General features: G+C 34.9%; 21 protein-coding genes. 16 read left to right on the top strand and 5 right to left on the bottom strand.

Going from position 1 to position 23,728, the window contains the following annotated elements:
• Positions 1 to 76 precede the first annotated feature (76 nt).
• From ACEPXG_RS09280 to ACEPXG_RS09220, 13 genes are all read left to right on the top strand, one after another.
• Complete coding sequence (locus ACEPXG_RS09280; RefSeq protein WP_391209641.1) at positions 77 to 952, top strand: carbohydrate ABC transporter permease; 876 nt, start codon at positions 77 to 79, stop codon at positions 950 to 952.
• Entirely contained in the window at positions 952 to 1,788 is an 837-nt protein-coding gene (locus ACEPXG_RS09275) for a carbohydrate ABC transporter permease (protein ID WP_391209858.1), read from the top strand. Before ACEPXG_RS09280 ends, ACEPXG_RS09275 begins: the two co-directional genes overlap by 1 nt.
• Before the next feature lie 25 nt (positions 1,789 to 1,813).
• On the top strand, positions 1,814 to 2,515 hold the full coding sequence (locus ACEPXG_RS09270) for a YesL family protein (RefSeq protein WP_391209639.1): 702 nt from the start codon (positions 1,814 to 1,816) through the stop codon (positions 2,513 to 2,515).
• Positions 2,516 to 2,548: 33 nt separating this feature from the next.
• Positions 2,549 to 3,571: a LacI family DNA-binding transcriptional regulator gene (locus ACEPXG_RS09265; RefSeq protein ID WP_391209637.1), complete on the top strand. Its 1,023-nt coding sequence runs from the start codon at positions 2,549 to 2,551 to the stop codon at positions 3,569 to 3,571.
• Between the two features lie 20 nt (positions 3,572 to 3,591).
• Positions 3,592 to 4,275: a beta-phosphoglucomutase gene (gene pgmB, locus ACEPXG_RS09260; RefSeq protein WP_391209634.1), complete on the top strand. Its 684-nt coding sequence runs from the start codon at positions 3,592 to 3,594 to the stop codon at positions 4,273 to 4,275.
• A gap of 26 nt (positions 4,276 to 4,301) precedes the next feature.
• Positions 4,302 to 6,575 carry a glycoside hydrolase family 65 protein gene (locus ACEPXG_RS09255; RefSeq protein WP_391209632.1) on the top strand — a complete coding sequence of 758 codons (2,274 nt, stop codon included), beginning with the start codon at positions 4,302 to 4,304 and terminating at the stop codon, positions 6,573 to 6,575.
• Positions 6,576 to 6,740: 165 nt separating this feature from the next.
• Entirely contained in the window at positions 6,741 to 7,154 is a 414-nt protein-coding gene (locus ACEPXG_RS09250; RefSeq protein ID WP_391209630.1) for a metallophosphoesterase, read from the top strand.
• A 42-nt stretch (positions 7,155 to 7,196) separates the two neighbouring features.
• Positions 7,197 to 7,628, top strand: a complete 432-nt coding sequence (tnpA, locus tag ACEPXG_RS09245) for an IS200/IS605 family transposase (protein WP_391201591.1) — start codon at positions 7,197 to 7,199, stop codon at positions 7,626 to 7,628.
• A gap of 180 nt (positions 7,629 to 7,808) precedes the next feature.
• Positions 7,809 to 8,519 carry an SH3 domain-containing protein gene (locus ACEPXG_RS09240; RefSeq protein WP_391209627.1) on the top strand — a complete coding sequence of 237 codons (711 nt, stop codon included), beginning with the start codon at positions 7,809 to 7,811 and terminating at the stop codon, positions 8,517 to 8,519.
• Positions 8,520 to 8,711: 192 nt separating this feature from the next.
• Positions 8,712 to 9,371 (top strand): VanW family protein, encoded by a 660-nt coding sequence (locus tag ACEPXG_RS09235; protein WP_391209625.1) that lies wholly within the window; start codon positions 8,712 to 8,714, stop codon positions 9,369 to 9,371.
• Between the two features lie 281 nt (positions 9,372 to 9,652).
• Positions 9,653 to 10,504, top strand: coding sequence for an SDR family NAD(P)-dependent oxidoreductase (locus tag ACEPXG_RS09230; RefSeq protein ID WP_391209622.1), 852 nt, complete (start codon positions 9,653 to 9,655; stop codon positions 10,502 to 10,504).
• A complete protein-coding gene (locus ACEPXG_RS09225) occupies positions 10,501 to 12,075 on the top strand; it encodes an AMP-binding protein (protein WP_391209620.1) in 1,575 nt (524 codons plus the stop codon). The genes ACEPXG_RS09230 and ACEPXG_RS09225 overlap by 4 nt, the downstream gene beginning before the upstream one ends.
• 291 nt (positions 12,076 to 12,366) lie before the next feature.
• Positions 12,367 to 12,894 (top strand): hypothetical protein, encoded by a 528-nt coding sequence (locus ACEPXG_RS09220; protein WP_391209618.1) that lies wholly within the window; start codon positions 12,367 to 12,369, stop codon positions 12,892 to 12,894.
• Between the two features lie 257 nt (positions 12,895 to 13,151).
• On the opposite strand, the gene ACEPXG_RS09215 is transcribed toward ACEPXG_RS09220, so the two are convergent.
• The 5 genes from ACEPXG_RS09215 to ACEPXG_RS09195 all read right to left on the bottom strand — a co-directional run bounded on the left by ACEPXG_RS09215 (position 13,152) and on the right by ACEPXG_RS09195 (position 19,576).
• Complete coding sequence (locus ACEPXG_RS09215; protein WP_391209616.1) at positions 13,152 to 14,510, bottom strand: Nramp family divalent metal transporter; 1,359 nt, start codon at positions 14,508 to 14,510, stop codon at positions 13,152 to 13,154.
• Positions 14,511 to 14,865: 355 nt separating this feature from the next.
• Positions 14,866 to 15,903 (bottom strand): aldose epimerase family protein, encoded by a 1,038-nt coding sequence (locus ACEPXG_RS09210; RefSeq protein WP_391209614.1) that lies wholly within the window; start codon positions 15,901 to 15,903, stop codon positions 14,866 to 14,868.
• 11 nt (positions 15,904 to 15,914) lie between these two features.
• On the bottom strand, positions 15,915 to 17,393 hold the full coding sequence (locus ACEPXG_RS09205; protein ID WP_391209612.1) for a UDP-glucose--hexose-1-phosphate uridylyltransferase: 1,479 nt from the start codon (positions 17,391 to 17,393) through the stop codon (positions 15,915 to 15,917).
• On the bottom strand, positions 17,390 to 18,394 hold the full coding sequence (gene galE, locus ACEPXG_RS09200; protein WP_391209610.1) for a UDP-glucose 4-epimerase GalE: 1,005 nt from the start codon (positions 18,392 to 18,394) through the stop codon (positions 17,390 to 17,392). Before galE ends, ACEPXG_RS09205 begins: the two co-directional genes overlap by 4 nt.
• A complete protein-coding gene (locus tag ACEPXG_RS09195) occupies positions 18,395 to 19,576 on the bottom strand; it encodes a galactokinase (RefSeq protein ID WP_391209608.1) in 1,182 nt (393 codons plus the stop codon).
• Positions 19,577 to 19,846: 270 nt separating this feature from the next.
• Here ACEPXG_RS09195 and ACEPXG_RS09190 point away from each other — a divergent pair, with 270 nt between their 5' ends.
• Genes ACEPXG_RS09190 through gcvPB form a run of 3 tightly spaced genes read left to right on the top strand, consistent with a single transcriptional unit; the run spans position 19,847 to position 23,709 of the window.
• Entirely contained in the window at positions 19,847 to 20,626 is a 780-nt protein-coding gene (locus ACEPXG_RS09190) for an SDR family NAD(P)-dependent oxidoreductase (protein WP_391209605.1), read from the top strand.
• Positions 20,627 to 20,678: 52 nt separating this feature from the next.
• On the top strand, positions 20,679 to 22,073 hold the full coding sequence (gcvPA, locus tag ACEPXG_RS09185; RefSeq protein ID WP_391209603.1) for an aminomethyl-transferring glycine dehydrogenase subunit GcvPA: 1,395 nt from the start codon (positions 20,679 to 20,681) through the stop codon (positions 22,071 to 22,073).
• Between the two features lie 58 nt (positions 22,074 to 22,131).
• Positions 22,132 to 23,709 (top strand): aminomethyl-transferring glycine dehydrogenase subunit GcvPB, encoded by a 1,578-nt coding sequence (gcvPB, locus tag ACEPXG_RS09180; protein ID WP_391209601.1) that lies wholly within the window; start codon positions 22,132 to 22,134, stop codon positions 23,707 to 23,709.
• The last annotated feature ends 19 nt before the right edge of the window (positions 23,710 to 23,728 follow it).

The following is a 23,728-nucleotide window of genomic DNA, read 5'->3' as shown; positions in this document are numbered from 1 at the left end:
TCTGGACATCTCCTAAATGGGATGTCCAGTACTAGTTATTAGTAGAATTTACAAACTACATGAAAGAAGTGGTGACATGCCAAATAAAAGTAATAAGTGGTGGTATCTATTATTTACTACTCCGCTATTATTAATTTTTATAACAGTCGTGATTATTCCATTTTTAATCGGAATTTATTATGCCTTTTTCGAGTGGGATGGTATTGCAGCAAATCCAAAAGTGTTTGTGGGGTTTGAGAATTTTGTCCAATTGTTTGGTGATACACGTTTTCTTGCATCTACTTGGAAAACAATATTATTTACATTACTAGCAGTTATTTCTGTTAATGTTGTAGGCCTCGTTTTTGCGTTATTGGTGACATCTAAGCTTCGAACTGCGAATGCGGCACGTACGATGATATTTATGCCTTATTTAATTGGGGGATTAATATTAGGATATATTTGGCAGTTTATATTTTTAGATGTTTTTACGCTCTTTGGTAAAGTAACAGGCTTTGATAATGTGTTTTTTAATTGGCTTATTGATATTGATTATGCTTTATATGCTTTAGTTTTCGTATTTACTTGGCAAATGGCTGGTTATATAATGATTATTTATATTGCCGGTATTCAAGGTATTCCAAATGATGTAATCGAAGCATCAAAAATAGATGGTGCAAATGGATGGCAAAGACTTAGGAAAATCACTTTTCCTCTTTTAATGCCAGCTTTTACAATCAGTCTTTTTTTAACACTCTCATCGGCATTTAAGATTTACGATGTCAACCTATCTTTAACGAATGGTGGACCTGCTAATTCCACAGAAATGTTTGCGATGAATATTTATAATGAAATTTTTGGTTATAGTAATTATGGATTTGGTCAAGCAAAAGCAATTGTTTTCTTCTTTATCGTTGCTGCCATTACACTGACACAAGTTTATATTACGAAGAAGCGGGAGGTAGAAATGTGATGAAAAAAATACGTGAAATCACAAAAGAATTATTACTCCTCTTAATTGCGCTTTTCTTCCTTTCTCCTATCTACATAATAATTGTCAATTCATTTAAAGATCGTCAGGAGCTTTATGAAAATGCACTTGCATTGCCTAAAAGTTTTAGTTTTCAATATTACCTAGAGGCAATGGAAAAAATGAACTTCTTACATGCACTCGGAAATTCGTTATATATTACGATAATATCCGTTGTGATCATTGTCGTTTTGTCTTCTATGACAGCTTGGATGTTAGCTAGAACAGACAATAAGCTAAGTAAAATCATATTCATGACATTAATTGCTACGATGCTTATTCCTTTTCAAACACTTATGATGCCTCTAATGCAGTTCATGAGTACAATTACGAATACGCTTCATATACCTATGTTCAACACTCGTGAAGGTTTAATCTTCATGCATGTAGGATTTAGTTCGAGCATTTCTGTTTTTCTTTATCACGGTTTCGTTAAGTCTATTCCGATTACCTTAGAGGAAGCAGCAACTATTGACGGAGCTTCTAAATTTGGGGTTTTTTGGCGAGTTATTTTCCCTATGTTAAAACCGATTACGGTTACGGTGATGATTTTAAACGTTATTAATATTTGGAATGATTATCTATTGCCTTCTCTGACACTTACTGATAAGGGACTTCGTACAATTCCGCTATCTACTTTTTATTTCTTTGGTGAATTTACAATTAAGTGGAATTTAGCAATGGCAGGCTTGATGTTAACGATCATTCCCGTTGTGATTTTCTATGTACTTGCACAAAAACATATTATTAAAGGAATTGGAGAAGGAGCAGTAAAATAAATCGATTCTTGCAGGAGGTGTGAACATGCGAGAGTTTTCAGGTTTCATGGGAGTAATATACGGTTCAACTGAATGGATCATGCGATTTTCAACTATTAATATTATATGGTTTCTCATGAACGTTCCCATTACATTTATCATCTTAAGTCTATACTTGAATAATTTCGGCATTGAATTTTTTTTATCTTTATTGCCATTATTACTTTTCATACCGGCATTATTTATCCCAAGTACAATTGCCATGTTTGCTACAGTCCGTGACTGGGTGATGAAAAAGGACCAAAGTTCCCTTACGAAAGCGTTTTTTACCTACATGAAGTCTGACTACAAGAAAAGTTTTCTGTCGGGGCTAATTTTGATGTCTATTTGGCTCGTTTGGATAGCGGACTTTTATTATTTTAGCAAAAACGATTTATTAAGAATGATTTTTTTGATAGTAGGAGTTATCTTGTTTGTGTATTCAATTAATTTCTTTTCTCTCAGTGTACATTATCAAATGCGGATTAAGAAGTTAATCATTCATACGTTTTTTGTCACAGTTGGAAATCCTGTTTTGTTCTTTTTCGTCTTAACTAGCAATTTTGTTTTGTTTTATTTAAGTGCAACAGAGATTCTTTTCTTGTTTCCTCTTTTTACAGGATCTTTAAGTGCATATTTATGTTTCGCTATTTTTTACCGTTTAACTTTAAAAATGGAGAAAAAAGCACTGGCGAATAATAGTGGTTAATAAATATATAAATGTAGGAAGTGACTTTTTGAAATGGCTACGATAAAAGATGTCGCCAAAGAAGCGGGAGTATCCATAAGTATTGTATCAAAAGCATTTAATAATTATGTAGATGTCAATGAAAGAACACGACAAAGGATCTTCGATATCGCAAAAGAACTGAATTACACACCAAATATAGTCGCTAAAAATTTATCATCCAAAAAGCAAATGACTATTGGATTGATATCGTCTGGTGTTCTTAACAATAACGAAAAAGACAACAATGCATTTGATATATTCAAAGGAGTATATACCGCTGTTTCGGAAAGTCAATTTGAATTGTCCATCTATCTAATCGATTCATTGCGACAAAAACAAAAAAGCTATGCGCAATATTGTCGAGAGCGTAATATCGGCGGAGCTATTTTACAAGGAATTCGTATCGATGACCCGTATTATAAAGAACTAATCGATACTAATATACCTTGTGTAGTGCTTGACATAATGACAGAAACAGACAATGGATTGATAGGAAGCGTCTCCATTAACAATGCTGAGGCGAGTAGAGAGATTGCTGAGTATTTATTAGAACGTAATCATCGTGATATTGTCATTATGGCGGGTACGAGAGAAACTTATGTGAATACGGAGCGAATTAAAGGAGTACAGGATGCCTTTAAAGCTAATGAGTTGGAATTAGATGATGAAAACGTACTGTACGCTCAATTTTCAGAACAAGAAGCTTATGTTTTGGCGGAAAAATATTTGCAGACAAATCAGCCCACCGCATTTCTTTGCTTTAGTGATCTAATGGCATTCGGTGTAATGAAGGCAGTAAAAGAAGCAGGATTGAAAGTTCCAGAAGATATTTCCGTTACGGGATTTGATGATTTAATGCTAAGTAGTTTTACCCAACCACAACTTACAACCATTGGTCAGAACTTTTTTGAAATCGGAAGGTTGTCAGCAGTACTTCTGCAAGATTTGATTGAAAATAGGTTAGATGAGAAGCATGTTTATGCAAAACATCAGTTAATGGAACGGGAAAGTGTTAAGACACGTGTAAAGAACTGATACAGAAAGGAAAGTAACAAATGACCCAATATCCACAAGCTTTTATTTACGATTTAGATGGTGTTATTACCGATACGGCAGAATTTCATTTTTTGGCATGGAAGAAACTTGCAGATGGACTTGGCGTATCCATAGATAGACAGTTTAATGAGCAACTTAAAGGAATAAGTCGCATGGATTCTTTAGAACAAATTCTGAATCTAAATTCTTCTTTAATTAGATTCACTAATGAAGAAAAAGTGAATCTAGCAAATCAAAAAAATCAGTACTATTTGGAATTAGTAGAATCTATTAATTCTACAAATATTTTACCAGGAATAGAGTGTTTATTGAAAAAAAATAAAGAACAAAATATTAAAGTTGCACTTGGTTCAGCAAGTAAAAATGCGGTACAAGTATTAAATCAGCTAGGACTTACTAAATATTTCGATTATATCGTAGATGCTTCTAAGGTGAAAAAAGGGAAACCAGATCCTGAAACCTTCACAACTGCTGCAGATTATTTAGGGATTCCTTATTCTAGTTGTATAGGGATAGAAGATGCTGCAGCTGGTGTAGAAGCTATTAATAAAGCAAATATGTATTCCGTTGGTGTTGGCACAATAGAACATTTATCTCATGCGGATTATTTAGTGGGGGATACTTCAGAATTGGTTTTTGAAGAAATTGTAAGGCGATATAAAGAGAAAAGTGTATTTCGATAACATACATATGGAGGAGTGAAGGCTTTATGACCTGGAAATTGACTAAGTCAGAGATGGATAATCAAAACCTATTGTTAAACGAAAGCCTTTTATCTTTAGGGAATGGTTATTTAGGTGTAAGAGGAAATTTCGAGGAGGGCTATAAGGAAACATATAATTCGATTCGAGGTACATATGTCAATGCTTTTCATGATGAAATTGAAATTAGTTATGGGGAGAAATTGCATGGATTCCCAGAGACGCAACAAAAAATCTTGAATGTTATTGATGGGCAAAGCGTTCAAATCTTTTTGGATGATGAACTATTTTCTTTGTTTGAAGGAGAAGTTATAAGCTTCGAACGAAACTTGCATATGGATGCCGGTTATGCTGAACGTATCGTCCATTGGAAATCTCCGAGAGGGAAAGAAGTTAAAATCAATTTTAGACGACTCATTTCTTTTGTTACAAGAGAACTTTTTGCTATAGACGTTAAAATAGAGCTGTTAAATCAAGTGCAGCAGTTGAAGATTGTTTCGTTGATAAATGGGGATGTTTCAAATTTTGTGGATAAAAATGATCCTCGAGTTGCTTCTGGTCATGCAAAACGATTACATGTAACAGAAGTTCGAAAGGAAGAAAATTTTAGCATTGTTAAAAATAGGACCTATGCAACCAAGCTCGAAGTGGCATGTGTCGTTTCTTCCACCGTCAAATCTGAAGAATATAAGTATGCAAGTAAAACAGCGGATACTAGTGTTGTAGAGACCTATATATTTGAGGGTAATGAAGGAATTCAATTTACTAAGTACAATGTGTACACAGATACATTAAGGCATGGGGAACCCGTTATCGAAAAAGCTATTGCTATTCAACAACAGCTAAAAGCAGTAACCTTTGAAGATTTATTAAAAGAACAAAAAGAATATCTCGATAACTTTTGGAGTACATCTGATGTGATCATTAATGGAGATATGAAACTTCAAGAGGGAATTCGCTTTAATCTCTATCAACTCTTACAATCCGTCGGTAAAGATCCTGTAAGTAATATTGCTGCAAAAGGCTTATCTGGCGAGGGATATGAAGGGCATTATTTTTGGGACACTGAAATCTATATGTTCCCGGTTTTCTTAATGACGAATCCGACAATCGCAAAAAATCTATTAGTACATCGATACTCTATTCTAGATAGTGCTAGAGAAAGAGCGAAGGAGATGGGGCATAAAAAGGGAGCTTTATTCCCATGGAGAACGATTACAGGACCAGAAAGTTCGGCATTTTTTCCAGCTGGAACTGCGCAGTATCATATAAGTGCAGATATTGCGTATAGTTATATCCAATATTATTTAGTTACAAAAGAGGAAGCATTTTTAAGAGATTATATGGCAGAGGTCCTATTTGAAACTGCACGTTTATGGATTGATACTGGCCATATGAAAAATGACTTTTTTAGAATAGATAGTGTAACTGGTCCAGATGAGTACTCATGTATTGTGAATAATAATTATTATACAAATGTCATGGCAAAACATAATTTGCTTTGGGCTGCTAAAGTGTACGAACAATTAAAAGAAAATGATAGCAAATATCTGATGCAATTATCGGATAGGCTAAAGCTTTCTGAACAAGAAGTAAACGAATGGACCGTTGCTGGTGAAAAGATGTATCTTCCATATGATGAGAAATACAAAATCAATGCACAAGACGATAGTTTTTTACAAAAGGATCGTTGGGATATGGAAAATACGCCAAAAGATAAATTTCCTCTTTTACTGAATTATCACCCTTTAACACTCTATCGGTACCAAGTATGTAAACAGGCGGATACCGTTCTGGCACATTTTCTGATGGAAGATGAACAAGATATGGAAACAATAAAAAATTCTTATAATTACTATGAAGAAATTACAACACATGATTCTTCGTTGTCTTCCTGTGTATTTAGTATTATGGCTTCCAAATTAGGATATAAAGAAAAGGCTTATGCTTATTTTAAAGAAACAGCTCGACTGGATTTGGAGAACACGCATGGCAATACAAAAGACGGCCTTCATATGGCGAATATGGGTGGTACCTGGCTTGCTATTGTTTTTGGTTTTGCTGGTTTACGAGTTAAGGAAAGCGGTCTTTCCTTAGTACCATCACTTCCAGATGAATGGGATTCGCTTGAGATTCGTTTAAAATATCAAGATAGATTAATAAAGGTAAGTATTGAAAGAAATGCGATAACCTATTTGCTAATCGAAGGTGAGGGAATGACCCTCTCTCATAAAGGAAATATTATTTACCTCCAAACTGGAAAAGAAGTGAAGATTCCATAACGTGTGGTTCAAATGGAACATATAGAGTAATAAAGTCTTTAGACACGCTTATTACGGGTGTGTCTAAAGCTTTTTTTTATATGAATTAATCTCTATGAAATTACAAACAATAAAGATCTTTTGATATAATATTCTTAAAAGAAAAAATATTCTGGAGTTGAGTTAATGATTGACGTAAGAAGGGTGCATTTAGATAAAACAGTACGTTCAATAGTTATTTCCGATATCCATGCAAATTTAATGCTTTTTAAAGAACTTCTGGGCAAGTTGAATTATACGAGTGAGGATTATTTATTTATTAACGGTGATCTTTGCGAAAAAGGATCAAACAGCTTAGAAGTTGTCAAATATGTCAGGGAGTTATCCGAGCAATCTCAAAATGTGTTTGTAACAAAAGGAAATTGTGATCTATTACATCGTTATGTTTTTAATGGGAGTGAGGGAATCATTCCATACATGAAAAAACAACAGAATTCCTTTTTAAATGAAATGCTAGCATCACATAGTAAAACATTGGATGATTTTAATATACTAGCAAGTGGTCTAAATCCACCGTCTTTAGACGGTATCCGCTTTTAGCCTTGTTCTTATTTGTCCATACTTCATATATGAGGTGAGATTATGGATGGATATAGGAAAGGTAGTCATACGGTGTACGATATCAAGTATCATGTGATATGGGTTACGAAATATAGATATAAGGTATTAAGCGGCCAAGTTGCGATAAGGATAAGAGAGCTCATCAGACAGGGGTGTGAAGCAAGGGGAATCACAATCCTACAGGGGAGTGTGGGGAAAGATCATATTCACTTGTTACTGTCCTGTCCGCCAAGTTTAGCGCCGAGTAAAATCATGCAATATCTAAAAGGAAGGTCATCAAGATTATTGCAGGATGAGTTTCCAGAATTAAAAAAGAGGTTTTGGGGGCAGCATTTATGGGCAAGGGGTTATTTTTGTTCGACAGTAGGCACGATTACGGAGGAAATTATAAGAAATTATATAGCAAACCAATTCAACGAAGAAAAGAACGACATATTCCGGATTGAAGAATAAGTTTAGTTGTGATTACAGTGTGCTTAAGCATAAGAGCATTAAGAAGGACTTCAGCCTTTCCAACGACTTTAGTCGTCGACATTCATGTCAAAATCCACCTGCTTTAGCAGGTGGTCGTTTAATAACTTAAATGAATTAGCTCACTTTTATCGTGAGCATTTTCAGGATGAAATCGAATGGATGGAATCATCGCCAAATGCTTATGAAACAGATGATTTTATTGTCATTCATGCAGGCATTGAAAACATAAAAGATTGGCATCAAACAGAAGAAGAGTTTACTTTACATACAGAGTCTTTTTACGAAAAAGCACACCAAGCTGATAAAACAGTCATTGTAGGGCACTGGCCAGTTGTTAACTATCGAACAAAGCAGATAAGTTCACATAATCCAATAATTGACTTGGATAAAAATGTAATTTCGATAGATGGAGGAAATCAAATTAAAAAAGATGGCCAGTTAAATGCTCTAATTATTAAAAACGATACATTTTCATATACATATGTTGATGAATTAACAGAAGAAATGATTGTACAACAAGATTATTCCGATTTAACGAACAGAATAGGAACCGTAACTTATCCAAATTATGAAATGCGGATAATAAAGCGAGAAGAATACTTTACACTTTGTGAAAATAAGAAGCTAGGAATAGAGCAATGGATAAAAAATGCATATCTAATTGGTAATGATGATTTAACAAATTGCAGAACTGATCTCAGTACAACATTTTTGTCTGTTAATCGAGACGAAAAAGTGTGGATTGTGGATAAAGAATGTAATGGATATATTCTTATTAAAAGAGAAAATGGCGAAGTAGGATGGATACCCAAAAAATGTTTGGAAGTTTCGCATGAAGGAAGTATTTTGAATGATTCGTCCAGTAACTGAGTAATCGGGGGAGGAGAGAATAATTTGAGATTTTCAGAGATTCATCCATTTATATATATAATTCGAATTAAGCAAAAGAGCTTTTTTCGTTTTTTACAAAACCTGAGAGATAGAAAAAAGTTTGCAAGAAAAAGGAACAATATTTCTTATCCTTTTACTTGTAAAAAACATCAATCGCTCTTAAGGAGACGGTTGGGTGCTAGCGATCCACAGCTACAAGAAAATAAGATTGTGAATCTATCCATTGCATCGAATAGAATAGATGGAATCGTCATCCACCCTGGTGAGATTTTTTCGTTTTGGGAATTAGTAGGGAAAACAACTAAAGCAAAAGGATATATTGAAGGTATGCAACTCTCAAGGGGAGAAGTGAAAACTGGCGTTGGTGGTGGAATCTGTCAACTCGCAAACCTACTCTATTGGATGGTCTTACACACTCCATTAACCATTTTAGAAAGACATCATCATAGTTTTGACCCATTCCCTGACGAAGGAAGAGTTCTTCCTTTTGGTAGCGGTGCAAGTGTTTTTTTCAATTTTGTAGATTTAAGATTTCTAAATAAAACGGAGCACTCCTTCCAAATTCGTGTTTGGTTAACAGATAAGCACTTAAAAGGAGCCATTTATACGAACGAGCAATTGCATTACTCTTATCATCTAGAAGAAAGGAATCATATGTTTTCAAGGGAGAATGAAAAGAACTATAGACAAAATGAAATCTGGAGAAAAACGATTGATAAAACTACAGGGAACTATATAAACGAAGAACTCCTTATTAAAAACTTTGCTGAAGTGAAATACGAAATCAATTCAGACTCAATAAGCCCTCTTGTGTTAGAAAATAATGACTAACAAAGGGAAACATTAGAATGTAAAGAGATAATTATAAGTTACATAGTTTTTCTCTCTTTGAGTTGTCTTTACTTGCTTTATTCACTTGAATAACACATAAAACAACTGAGTACCACATAACCCAGTGGGAGTACCATATAAATTAATCCGAGTACCACATATCCTGGTTTGAGCGGCACATAACTCAGTCCTAGTAACACACATAATGGTATTTTCTTCAGACGACAAATATTTACTTTTTTGTGTAATAAAAACCATAACCAGAAAAAGGATTTGTTATTATGCAAAAATATAACCTTTTAGAAAGATTATTATTTCCTCCTACATATTTTAATAAAAAGAAGCTTAGAAACAATTTAAAAGGAAAGACTATTCTTATTACTGGTGCGAGCTCTGGGATAGGAGAGCAGGTAGCTTATCTACTAGCAGATATAAATGTACATTTAATCTTAGTCGGAAGAAGAGTGGAAAAGCTTTCAACAATGAAAAGTGAAATAGAAAAGGAATCTGCTAAAGTAAGTATTTTCAGGGCAGATCTTAGAAATAAGGAAGAGATGGAGGAGTTTCTGGCATTTATTCATCGACTACCTGATAGGGTGGATATAGTAGTTAGTAATGCGGGTATATCAATCAATCGCTCTATTCATAATTCATTAGACAGATATCACGATTTTACTCGAACAATGGCCATCAATTATTTCGCTCCAGTTCAATTGCTGTTGTCAGTCATTCCTTTGCTAGAAAAAAATAACGGTCAGATTATCAACATTTCTACCGTAAACGCACTGTTAATACCAATTCCGTATTGGGCCGCATATCAGGCTTCCAAGTCAGCTTTTGATACTTGGTTTCGATCTGTAGCTCTGGAGTTAAATGTCGTGGGGATATCTACAACCTCTATCTATCTACCATTAGTTAGAACCCCCATGATATTTCCAACTACTGCTTATCTAAAAATGCCTGCCATGTGCCCAAATCATGTTGCACAAATTATTTGTAAATCCATGTATACGAAAAGAAAAAAATATTGGCCGTGGTGGCTGATTTTTGGCCAGTTTGCATCCATATTTTTTAGGGGGATCTTGGAAGCTTACATTCCTATTGTTTTAAGAAAAAGGGAGGAAAGAAAATGAGATTAGTAAAACTTATGAACGTTTTATATAAGATCAAATTGTTTTCTCCAGTAGGATTATATTGGTTAATAATTGGTATTTATAAATGTGGAATAAATACCATGTTGTTGCTTTATATTGCCGAAAGGACAAACGGAAATAAAATTGCTCTAGTTTACGAAGAAGAAACAGTAAGCTATAAGCAATTACTGTTACAATCCGAAAAACTTGCCTTCATATTAAAAGAAAAATTCCAATTAAAAGCAGGTCAGAAGGTAGGTTTTTTGTGCAAAAACCATTCTTCTCTGGTGAAATCTATTTTTGCTATTTCACGTCTTGGATCTGATATATATTTGCTTAATGCAGAAATGAGCAAAATGCAGTTTAATCAATTATTAAATCTTCATAATTTCAAATTAATTGTCTATGATTTTGAATTGATTTCTTTCTTGGAAGAAACCCAATACAATAATGAGAAAATCTTGAGCTACCATGATAACTTGCAAGCAATTAATAACTTACTTAACTCGACTATTAATGGAAAATACAAGCTCCCAAAATCTTCACAAAGCAAAATTGTGCTGCTAACAGGTGGTACGACAGGGAAATCAAAGGAAGTCCAACACAGCCCATCATTATTCAATTTTTTAAACCCATTCTTAACTTTACTTACTCGATTAAAACTTTTTCATTGTAATACTGCCTATATTGCTACTCCTATTTATCACGGCTATGGGATTGCTGTATTATTTTCCTTTATTGCATTAGGGAAAAAAGTGTTTATAAGTAATGGATTTCACGCTGAAAAAGCGTGTTCTCTCATACGTGAGAACAAAGTTGATGTAGTTACTGTAGTGCCCTTAATGATACATAAAATGTTAAAAAACAATCCGGAAGATTTGAAATCTCTCGTTTGCATTGCTTCAGGGGGAGCTGAACTTAATCCGAAACTTGTAGGTGAGGTTTTCAGTAATTTAGGGGATGTATTGTACAATCTTTACGGAACTTCAGAAGCTGGTTTAAATATAATCGCAACACCTGATGATTTGAAGTATTCGGTTCATACGATTGGTAAAAAAATTGACGGTGTTTGCTTAAGAATATTGGATAACAATAAGAAAAATGTTCAAAACGGTATAATTGGCCAACTTTGCATGAAGAATACATGGTCGATGACAAATAAGGAGAATTTGTGGATTGAAACCGGTGATTTAGGTTTCCGAGATAATAATGGGTATTATTTTTTAAGAGGCAGAACAGACGATATGGTCGTTTCAGCTGGTGAAAATGTTTATCCGATTGAAATTGAGCAGGTACTAATAAATCATGCACTAGTTGGAGATGTAGCAGTTATAGGAATTAACGATGAAAAGTTTGGGCAAAGATTACTAGCGTTTGTGCAACCCGTAAATGCTCTTCTCACAAAAGAGGAACTCTTTGAATGGTTACGCCCAAGGGTTGCGCGCTTTCAATTACCTAAGGATATAGTATTTGTGGATATTATTCCCTACACACCTTTAGGTAAAATAGATAAGCGATTACTTAGACAAAATAAAAGAATGTTCGCACTTCTAGATTACAGTAAAATTTAGAGTTAGTAACAGCAGTTTTCCATCAGTGGTGATCAAAGTGGAATACAGGTTTGCCTATTATAATGCACTAGAGATCTATTACATTTTTTGTTTGTGCAAAATAAGATAGTTGGAAAATTTGTGAGTTTAGTTGGAAAACAGAATGATTTAGTTGGAATTATTGCAGGTTTAGTTGGAAAAGCCACAAACTTGAGTGATGTCAATTTCAAGAATGTAATTAGTTTACGATTTTAGCAGTTGTACACGTTTATGGACTAATAAATAACATCATATGGAGGAGAACTATTAAAAATGAAAAAAAGGCTTTCAGTTATATCATTTATTTTTATCATTTGTATAGTTTATTATCAAATGAATTATAAGACTTTAGAAGAAGCAATAAAGGAATCGAACGTCCCTATGGATGAAATTTTTTATACCACAGAAATGAAAGGAAATACTATTATCATATATGGGGATGATAATAATCTATCCGCTGGTCTGATCGAAAAAAGCTTCTTTGGCTATCGTTGGTCTGGAGGGGCTGGAGGTGAAGAATTTAATCGGAATGACTCGATATTAACTAAATCATTTACCAATTTGCTTCCTCGTAGATCATCATCAATAGATGATTACGTTACAATTGCAATGGGTGTTATTAATGATGATGAAATCGAAAAATTGCTTGTTCAATATAAAAATGTAGAAAGTACTGAGGCAACAATTCTGGATACCAAAAGAGGGCGTATATGGTTTAGTTTCTCACAAACTCCTATTAATTATGATCCAGAAGTGATAAGGATATATAAGGATGGAACCAAAATATCTGGATGGTATTAATTGATGATTGTTTAAGTAATTCTACTAACTTAAATATAAATAGGATGAGCAAATAGTTCGTATTTAGCAATAGATAATCAGAGTAATGCTATTGTCTACAGGCTTTATTAAATAAACAACATCTGTTTGAATTAGTTGAACATAAATACAGCATGAATTCTCAGGTATCCATGTTTAATATGTAGTTTTACACTAATACATGAAAAAAAAAGCGGTATGATTATTAATCAAATCATGCCGCTTTTTCAATGTATATTTTAACCTATGTCTTGCCCAGTAATGATAATATAACCGATTAAAAATATATTCAAAATGATGATTAACACGGTACATACCCATGCCAATAATTTAACGGGTAATTTATTGGCGAATTCACCCATTTTCCTTTTATCGCTAGTAAACAATACTAAAGGTACAACGGCAAATGGGAGAGCGAGACTTAAGACTACTTGACTCCACAAAAGTAGTTCACCAGTTCCTTTTGATCCAGCAATCCAAGTCACAATAAAAGCAGGAATAACTGCTAATAAACGTGTGATCAAGCGACGTAGCCAAGGTGTAATTCGTAAATGAATAAATCCTTCCATCACTATCTGCCCACTCATCGTTCCAGTGATCGTAGCGTTTTGCCCGGAAGCAAGTAAAGCAACCGCAAATAATGTACTTGCAATACCAACTCCTAAAGTTGGGCTTAATAATGCATATGCAGCCTCTATTTCAGACACATTTAAACTCGTTCCATAAAATGCAGCCGCTCCAAGAATTAAAATAGCCGAATTGATAAGAAAGGCTGTAGTTAAAGAAAATGTAGTATCGATAAGTGAAAATTTTAAAGCCTCTTTTTTTCCTTCTATTGTTCTTTTGTAGTTTCTCGTTTGAACGATGGAAGAATGTAAATATAAGTTATGCGGCATGACTGTAGCTCCTAATATACCAAGGGAAATAAAGAGCATGCCTGGATTTGTGACAATTTCCATTTGTGGTACATATCCACCGAATAATGCAGAAATCTCCGGTTTAGATATAATCACTTCGAATGCAAATATAACAAAAATAGTAAACATTAATACGATGACAATCGATTCGATAATCCGAAAGCTTTTCTTTTGCAAATAAAGTAAAAGTAATACATCTAATGTGGTAATAGTAATTCCTAACAGAAGGGGAATTCCAAACAATAAATTTAAGGCTATAGCTGAACCGATAACCTCTGCAAGATCTGTTGCAATAATAGCAAGTTCTGTTAAAATCCAAAGAAAAATGGCTGTTTTCTTACCGGTCGCGTCCCTTGTTGCTTGCGCTAGGTCTCTTCCAGTTACTATACCAAGTTTTGCAGACAAAGATTGTAGTAACATGGCGATTAAATTAGAAAATAGAATAACACTCAATAGGGTGTATCCAAAACGTGCACCGCCGGCAATGGATGTCGCCCAGTTTCCTGGATCTACATATCCTACGGCTACTAACGAACCTGGTCCTGCAAAAGCCAAAAGTTTTCGCCAAAATCCTCCCTTAGTTGGAACATTAACTGAGCTATTTACCTCTTCCAAACTCACATTAGAACTTTCTTTCAACCATCCCTGCTGGTTGGACTGATTTTTGGGTTGAGAACTCATTATTCATCCCTCCTAAATTTCTTTATATGTCAAAATGTTTCCTTAGGTCAACTTTTAAGGTAATAAAATACACTTTTTAGTATACGTAAATATAATAACACGGTATCTTGTCTTTGTAAAAATATTTTTCTCAAAAGAAACTTTTATTACGATAGGAACTTTTTGATAAAACGATGAGGTTGATCTGAGAATTTGATCACTCATTTTAGGATAACAGAAATAACTTGCATACCTTATCTAGCTAAACTTGTAAAAAGTTAAAGGGAAGGTAATTAAAACAAGAAACACCACTAATAATCCTCATTAGCGGTGTTTCTTGTCCAGAATTTAGCTTGACTTTAATATTCTATTAAACTTATTCTACTAGACCGAATGCAAAAACAGTTTGTTTTTTGTATGTTTCCTGCGCGTTCAATGTAACTGTGGGAAATCCTTTGTGATGCAAAGAGGCGGGGGAGGCTTGCGTCTCAAAACATACGCCTACATAAGGTTTTGATTTTCCATTCGCTAATGCAAGGTTGTCATCAAGGGAATTTGCTGTGTACATTACTGCACCAGGTTGATTTGTCTTAATTGTCATTTTACGTCCACTCGTTTCATCTCTTACAACAATATTTTCTTGTTTCTGGTGATTAAAAATAAAATAATGATCATAGCCATTATTTACAACCATATTTTGAATGAATTTAGAGTTAATGCCATCCGCAAGCTTTCTTCCATTTCGAAAATCAAATGGAGTATTCATTACGTGGACTTTTTTACCGGTAGGAATTAGTTCTTTATCCAACTCTACAAATTCATCACTGTCAATCATTACATGATGATTGTGTATCGTCGAAGATAAATTCCCGCTTAAATTGAAATACGAATGATTTGTCATTGTAAGAACGGTTGTTTGATCAGTAGTAGCGGAATAATCTATGATGAACTCATTTTTATTATTCAAAGTGTATACTACTGTAACTTCTATATTGGCAGGGTATCCACCTTCACCATCGGGACTTGTATATGTGAGTACCACACCAACTGTATCGTCAGTTTGAAAGGGTTTATCTTTCCATAATACTTGATGGAATCCCCCAGGCCCTCCATGTAAATGGTGGTTTCCTGCATTTGCATCTAATGTGAATGTTTGATTTCCCAATGTGAATGATGCGTCTTGAATTCTACCAGCAATACGACCAATAATTCCACCTAAAAAGTGAGTGTTTTTTTCATAATCAGCATAGCTTTTAAATCCAAGTACGACATTTTCTATCGTTTGCTCTCGATTTGGAACATTAATTTCTGTTATAATTCCTCCAAAGTTTAAAAAGCTGACAGTCATATTCCTGTCGTTTGCTAATGTGAATAACTTCCAATTTGGTTTTACGTTTTTTATTTTTAACTTCATGTACTAGCCACCTAATTATTTAATGCCTTAATAAATCGTTGACTTGCATTTTTATCCTTGAAAACGCCTGCATCTCTGAGTACTTTCGCAAATTTATGTCCAACTTCTTTTTTTAATATATCTTCCGCTTGTTTCATGCTTGTTAAATTCGGATATTTAAGTTTCAATTCATTAGCCCATTCATGATGATAGGATATTACATTGCTCTGTTCATCAAGTAAAAATTTCTTTATTTCATCTAATTCATCCTTCAGTCTTGCTGGTAAAACTGCCAGTCCCATTACCTCAATAAGCCCAATGTTTTCTTTTTTTATATGATGAACATCTGAATGCGGATGAAAAATTCCTAGTGGATGTTCGTCAGTTATTCGATTGTTTCGTAAGACAAGATCAAGTTCAAATACTTTTTCTTTCTTTCGGGCAATGGGCGTTATTGTATTGTGTGGCGTTTCACCTGTAAAAGCTCTAATATTTACTTCTTCCTCATTATAATTTTTCCAAATGGTGAGCACATGATCTGCAGCCAAAATTAACGGCTCTACTAAAGTGCTTTGTAATCTAATGGTTGTTAAAGGCCATTCCAGCAAGGATGCTGATACTTCAGGAAACTTATCTAGGTTGAAAGTAAATGCTTTATTTGCAAATGTCATTGGAAAATCATATCTTCCCGCTTGATAATGATCATGATTTAAAATTGATCCACCGACTATTGGTAAATCCGCATTTGAACCAATAAAATAATGTGGGAATTTTGCAACAAAGTTGAGTAGTCTTTCAAAAGTTTCTTTATTGATCTTCATATCACGATGATCCTCAGCGAGCAAAATACTATGCTCTTTATAATAGACATATGGAGAATATTGCAGATACCAGTTTTCATTTTCTAGAGGAATTTGAATCATACGATGATTTGCCCTAGCGGGATAACCTATGCGTCCGTTATATCCTTCGTTTTCTATACATAAAACACATTTTGGATAGCTATTATCCTGTTTGGATTCACTTTCTCTCTTAATCTGTTCTGGATCTTTTTCTGGTTTGGACATATTAATGGTAATGTCCATTTCACCATATATTGTTTCTGCTTTAAAAAGAATGTTTTTCTTTATACGGTTCATCTGGATATAGTTACTGTTTTTACTTAATTCATAAAAGTAATTTGTTGCTTCTATTGGAGAAACATTATACTTTTTTTGGAAGACCTCATTAATTACGGATGGTCTTGCAATAAAGCAGTTCATCATTTTTGCAGAAAATATTTCTTTTTCGTCAAACTTATCATCGATTAGCTTTTTTTCCAATGCATATGCTGTTATCTTTTCCAGGAGATTAGGAATCGAATCATCTGTTGGAAATAGTGTGGTTTCTGGAATGGATTCAAGCTTGAGAAGGGCAAGGACTTGGTTTCTTACATAAATCTCATCACTGGAATGGATAAGCTCAGTCTCAAGTGCTTTTTGAATAAGACCTGTAATATGATGGTAAATCATTCGTTTGTACCGTCCTTTTTATAGCCATTTGGATTTTTGACATGCCAGTTCCATGCATCTTGGATAATTTTATCGATGGATGTTCGCGTAGGATGCCAACCTAATGTAGTGGTGGCTTTAACGGAACTTGCTATTAAAATACTTGGGTCTCCAGAACGTCTGCTTCCTGATTTTACAGGAATCTCTTTACCAGTAATTGCTCTAGCTGCATGAATAATTTCGTTAACGGAAAACCCTTGATTGCTCCCTAAGTTGAAAATATCACTCTTACCATTATTATTTAAATAATTTAGCGCTAAAAGATGTGCATGAATAAGATCTTCCACATGAATGTAATCACGTATACATGTGCCATCACTTGTTTCGTAGTCTTCTCCGTAAATAGTAATATGTGAACGCTGCTCAAGTGCTACTTGTAGAATAATAGGGAGGAGATGTGTTTCTGGGTGATGATCTTCCCCAATTTCACCTGATTCCCGAGCTCCTGCAACATTAAAATAGCGTAACGCAACATATCTTATTCCATGTGCCTGCTCACACCATTTCATCATTTTTTCCATTATTAGCTTTGTTTCTCCATAAGTGTTTGTCGGATTTGTTTTCATATTTTCTGTGATTGGAACAGATTCCGGTTCACCATATGTCGCTGCAGTGGATGAGAAGACTATTTTTTTGACATCATTTTCTGTCATTACCTGAAGCAAAACTTGTGTGCCATATACATTGTTATCAAAGTAGCTAAGTGGTTTTTCCATGGATTCCCCGACAAGCGAATTAGCTGCAAAATGCATGACTGCTTCAATTGTTTCATTATTAAAGACAGTTCTCATAAACTCTATATCTCTGCAATCACCCTCGTAAAATGTTGCATGAGGGTGGACAGCTTCTCTATGTCCAGTCTGAAGATTATCTATAACGACTACATCTAATTTTTGATCAATTAGTTGATAAACTGCGTGAGATCCAATATATCCTGCGCCACCTAAAACTAATATACTCATTTATACCACTCCATCCATAATTTCTCTTGCGCCATCAGCAATAGTTGCTTTATAAAAAGATGCTTCATAACCTACTGCTTTCGTATAGGTTTTATTGACATTTTCCATAAAACTTTCGACCATATCCTTTTCAACAATTGCAATTGCACACCCACCAAAACCAGCACCGGTCATGCGAGCACCGATTACACCTGTTTGTTCCCATGCTGCCTGAACTATCGTATCAAGTTCAAGCCCTGTCACTTCATAATCCTGCTGAAGAGATAGATGAGATTCATTCATCAATCTACCAAATGCATCTAGCTTACCTTGCTGTAATTGATGAAGAGCTTTAAGTGTTCGTTCATTTTCATAGACAGCATGTTTTGCACGCTTTAAGTTTATTTCATCCTTAATGAAGTGCTTATGTTGCTCAAATTGCTCTATTGTTAACTCACCTAAACTTTGAATGGGAAGAAAGGCTTGTAAATCAGTTAAAGCTTGTTCGCATTGTGCACGTCGCGTATTATATTGTGAATTCATTAATGTTCGTTGTTTGTTTGTATTAATGATAAGAATTACGTATTTTTCTAGTTGGATTGGTGCGTATTGGTATTCTAACGTTTGACAGTTTAATAAAATAGCATGATCCTTTTTGCCTTTTCCTATAGCAAATTGATCCATGATTCCGCTATTGACCCCAATATATTCGTTTTCTACCTTTTGTCCAAGGAGAATCATTTGTCTTCGATTAATCGCTAAATTATATGATCCTTCCAATAGAACGCCAGTGACCATTTCAATGGAAGCAGAGGAGGAGAGGCCAGCCCCATTTGGAATTGTACCGAAAAATAAGATGTTCATACCCGTTTTTATATCCATTCCACTCTCGCGCATATATTTAATCATCCCTTTTGGATAATTGGCCCAGTCATGTAACGGATTATACGTTAAATCTGAGAGTTCACATTCAATGATACCCGTCTGAGGAAAATTGAGAGAATAAAAACTAACTCTTTCATCATCACGTGGTTGGGTAAGTGCGTATGTTCCGAATGAGATGGAAGCTGGGAGTACATGACCGCCATTATAATCAGTATGCTCGCCAATTAGGTTTATTCTACCTGGTGCGAAAAACATACGAGGCATTGCGTTAGTATTAAAAATTAGTTGAAATTGTTGTATTAAATCTGAATTGGACAAGGGATAAACCTCCATAGTTAATAAATTAATTTAACTAAGTGTACTACTAATCATTTAAATATTCAAATAAATTAATAGAAGTAAAACAAAAAAATGGGGTGTTAGTGTAATAAGTACAGCTAAAATTCACTCATCTATATGAATAGAAAGATAATTTTAACTATTGACACTATTTAAAATGCGTGATAACGTTTAATCTATTAATTAAGTTAATTAATTAACTTAATTGTTTTTTCATTCTAAGTGATTAGTAGGAAAGGAAGATGATTAATGGACTACGAAAAATTTTTAGGCTTAAGAAATAAAGTTGCAGTTGTAACAGGAGCTGCCTCAGGAATTGGGTTAGCAACCTGTCAGTTACTCTCTAAAGTTGGTTGCCATGTCGTTTTACTTGATATTAATACAGAAGTTGGTTTAGAAAAGGCAAATGAGATTAATGAACAAGGTGGAAAAGCAACTTTTTACACCTGTGATGTAACATCAAGTGAGGCTTGTAAGTCCATAATTACTGAAATTGAAAGCGTTTTCAAGGGAATTGATATTCTATTTAACAATGCAGGAGTTATCCGCAGGAAAAACATAGTCGACCATAGTGAAGAAGATTGGGACTTAGTGATAAACGTTTCTTTAAAAAGTGTTTTTCTATTATCTAAGTATGCGATACCAGTTATGGCTAAAAACGGTGGTGGCAGCATTATTAACACAGGATCCGGTTGGGGTCTAAAGGGTGGAAATGAAGCTGCATCCTATTGTGCTGCAAAAGCTGGAGTAGTAAACGTAACAAAAGCAATGGCAATTGATCACGGAAAAGATAATATTCGTGTAAATTGTATTTCCCCAGGTGATACGGACACACCCCTCTTAAGAGGAGAAGCCGAACAACTCAACCTAAACGTGGATGAATTTATTAAGTCTTCAGGTGTAGATCGTCCACTTAGAAGAATAGGAACACCGGAGGATATTGCAAAAGGCGTATTATTTCTAGCAAGTGATTTATCTTCTTGGGTAACAGGAACGTCTCTTGTTGTGGACGGTGGTGGCTTAGCTTAGACATCTAGCTTGAGTAAAAAGCTTTATCTTATCAACTAAAGGAGCGAAAGAAATGGTAAAGACAAAAACAAATAATGTACATCCTTATATCCCAAATACAGTTCCAGCAGTAAAAGAAGAAATGTTGAATATTATCGGGGTTGAGACTATAGAAGACTTATTTATAGGAATTCCAGATGAGCTGCGATATAAAAAAGACTTAGATATTCCGGAAGCCCTAACTGAATTTGACCTTCGCAGAAATGTTCGTAAAACGATCAATAAGAATGTAAGTACAGATGAAGTGCTAAGCTTTTTAGGTGGTGGTTGTTGGGAACATTTTATACCAGCTGTTTGTGATGAAGTTAATAGTAGAGCGGAATTTGTTACTGCATATGCGGGAGATCCATACGAAGATCATGGAAGATATCAAGCGCTGTTTGAGTATCAAAGTTTAATGGCTGAATTAGTAGATATGGATGTCGTGAACGTTCCAACATTTGACTGGGCACAAGCTGCGGCTACATCAATACGTATGGCTGCTCGTATAAAAAACCGTTCAGAGGTGTTAATTCCTAAAACAATATCTCCTGATAGATTAAATGTCATAAAAAACTACTGTTCTCCACAAGTAACTTGTATTCTAGTTGATTATTGTGAAGAAACAGGACAATTAGATTTGGAAGATCTAAAGAAAAAGATATCAACAAAGACAGCTGCCATTTACTTCGAAAACCCTAGTTATCTAGGATTCATAGAAACCGCTGGTAAGGAAATAAGTGAAATCGCTAAAAGTCAACAGGCTATTACAATTGTAGGCGTTGACCCTTCTTCTTTAGGTGTGTTACAACCACCGGCACGTTACGGGGCAGATATTGTCTGTGGGGAGCTGCAACCATTAGGTATACACATGAGCTATGGAGGAGGCTTGTCTGGTTTTATCGCTACTAGGGACGAAAAGGAATACGTAGAAGAATATCCTTCTAGATTATTTGGTATTGCACCAACAACGGAAGAAGGAGAATATGGCTTTGGTGATGTTCTTTATGAACGTACATCCTTTGCAAAGAGAGAGAATGGGAAAGAATCGGTTGGTACACAAACTTCCATGTGGGGATTGACTGCCGGAGTTTACTTAGCTCTAATGGGTCCAAATGGAATGTATGAGTTAGGTCAATCGATTACGCAACGTTCCCAATATGCCATTCGTGCGTTAAAGAGAGTAGAAGGAATTACAGCATCACACTTTGGTAATAGTAACTTTAAGGAGTTTGTCGTTGATTTTAATAAAACAGGTAAAACTGTAAAGGAAATCAATCAAAAATTACGTGAAAAAGGAATTTTTGGTGGAATTGATTTATCAGAAAGCTTCCAAGAACTAGGACAAAGTGCTCTTTACTGTGTGACAGAGGTCCACTCAAAAGAAGATATTGATAAACTGGTTAGCGCGATTCGGGATTCTATTTAAGTGTAGCGATAGACTTTAAGTTTAGCAGAAAATACAAATCTTAATGAAATGAGTGGTCATGTTGAAACAAATAAGCAGAGAACACAAAGTAAGAAAGTTCCATCAAGCAAAGTGGGATGAGCCCATAATTTTTGAATTGCATCAAGAGGGTGAAAGAGGGGTAATCCTTCCTTCCGTGGAACAAGAAATTGTCGATTTAATAGGTGATGGTCTTTCCATTATTCCAGAAGGAATGAGAAGAACAGACAAAGCAAACTTACCAGAAATATCACAAAATAGAGTGTTACGGCACTATTTACGTCTCTCACAAGAAACATTAGGTGCGGGAGTCAATGTTGAAATTGGTCAAGGAACCTGTACAGTGAAGTACTCACCTATTATAAATGAAGTTTTTGCTTCTTCACCGAAAATGACTGAATTACACCCGCTTCAAGACGATGAAACTGTGCAAGGAATGTTGGAAGTTACGCATAATTTAGATATGTATATGAGAGAAATATCAGGGATGGATTGCTTTAGCTTTCAACCGGGCTCTGGAACCCAAGCGCTTTTTGCAATGGCATCTATTGTAAGGAAATATCACGAATCGAATGGGGAAGCTGATCAGCGGGATGAAATTATTACAACGATTTTCTCCCATCCATCACAAGCAGCAACAGCGGCGGTTAAAGGATATAAAATTATTACACTGTATCCAGATGAAAACGGGTTTCCGGATATAGAAAAACTTAAAAAGGTTGTTTCGAAAAGAACAGCGGGTTTTGTAGTAGCTAATCCAGAAGATACTGGAATTTTTAATCCGAAAATAAAAGAATTTACTCAGATTGTTCATGATGTAGGTGGCATTTGCTATTACGATCAGGCAAATGCTAATGGATTATTAGGTATAGCAAGGGCGAAAGAAGCAGGGTTTGATATGTGTTTCTTTAACCTTCATAAAACCTTTTCAACACCACATGCTTCTGGAGGACCAGCAGCGGGTGCACTTGGAGTAATAGAAAAGTTAAAGCCCTTTTTACCAGCTCCTTTAGTTGAGTTTGATGGAGAAAAGTACCGATTAAACTATAACTTATCTAACAGTATTGGGCAAGTTCGTTCGTTCCATGGAGTACCACAAAACGTACTTAGAGCATATGCATGGATTCGAGGGCTAGGTGCGAAAGGTTTACGAGATGTCGCAGAAATTGCGGTTCTCAATAATAATTACTTATACGCTCAAATATTGAAAATTAAAGGTGCAAGTTCTCCCTATATTGAAGGGCAACGTTTGGAGCAAGTACGCTATAGCTGGGAGCAGTTAACGAAGGAAACAGGCGTAACAACTGATGATATATCGCGTAGAATGGCAGACTTCGGCCACCAATATTGGACGAGTCATCATCCATATGTTGTTCCAGAACCATTTACACTGGAACCGACAGAATCATACTCAAAACAAGATTTAGATGAATATATATCTTCCTTAACGTATATTGCAAACGAAGCATACACAGATCCTGAAAAGGTAAAAAGTGCACCACACAATAGTACAATTCATCGCATCGTTGATGAAGATTGGTTCGAAAACCCTGAGAAATGGTGCTTAACTTGGAGATTGTACTTAAAGAAAACTGGAAAAGTAACGATAGATATTTAAAAATTCTAGGGGGATTATT

This window comes from Psychrobacillus sp. L4, assembly GCF_042944905.1.
Lineage (GTDB): Bacteria > Bacillota > Bacilli > Bacillales_A > Planococcaceae > Psychrobacillus.
The sequence above is the reverse complement of the archived record's forward strand: the minus strand, read 5'-3'. Positions and strand labels throughout refer to the sequence as shown.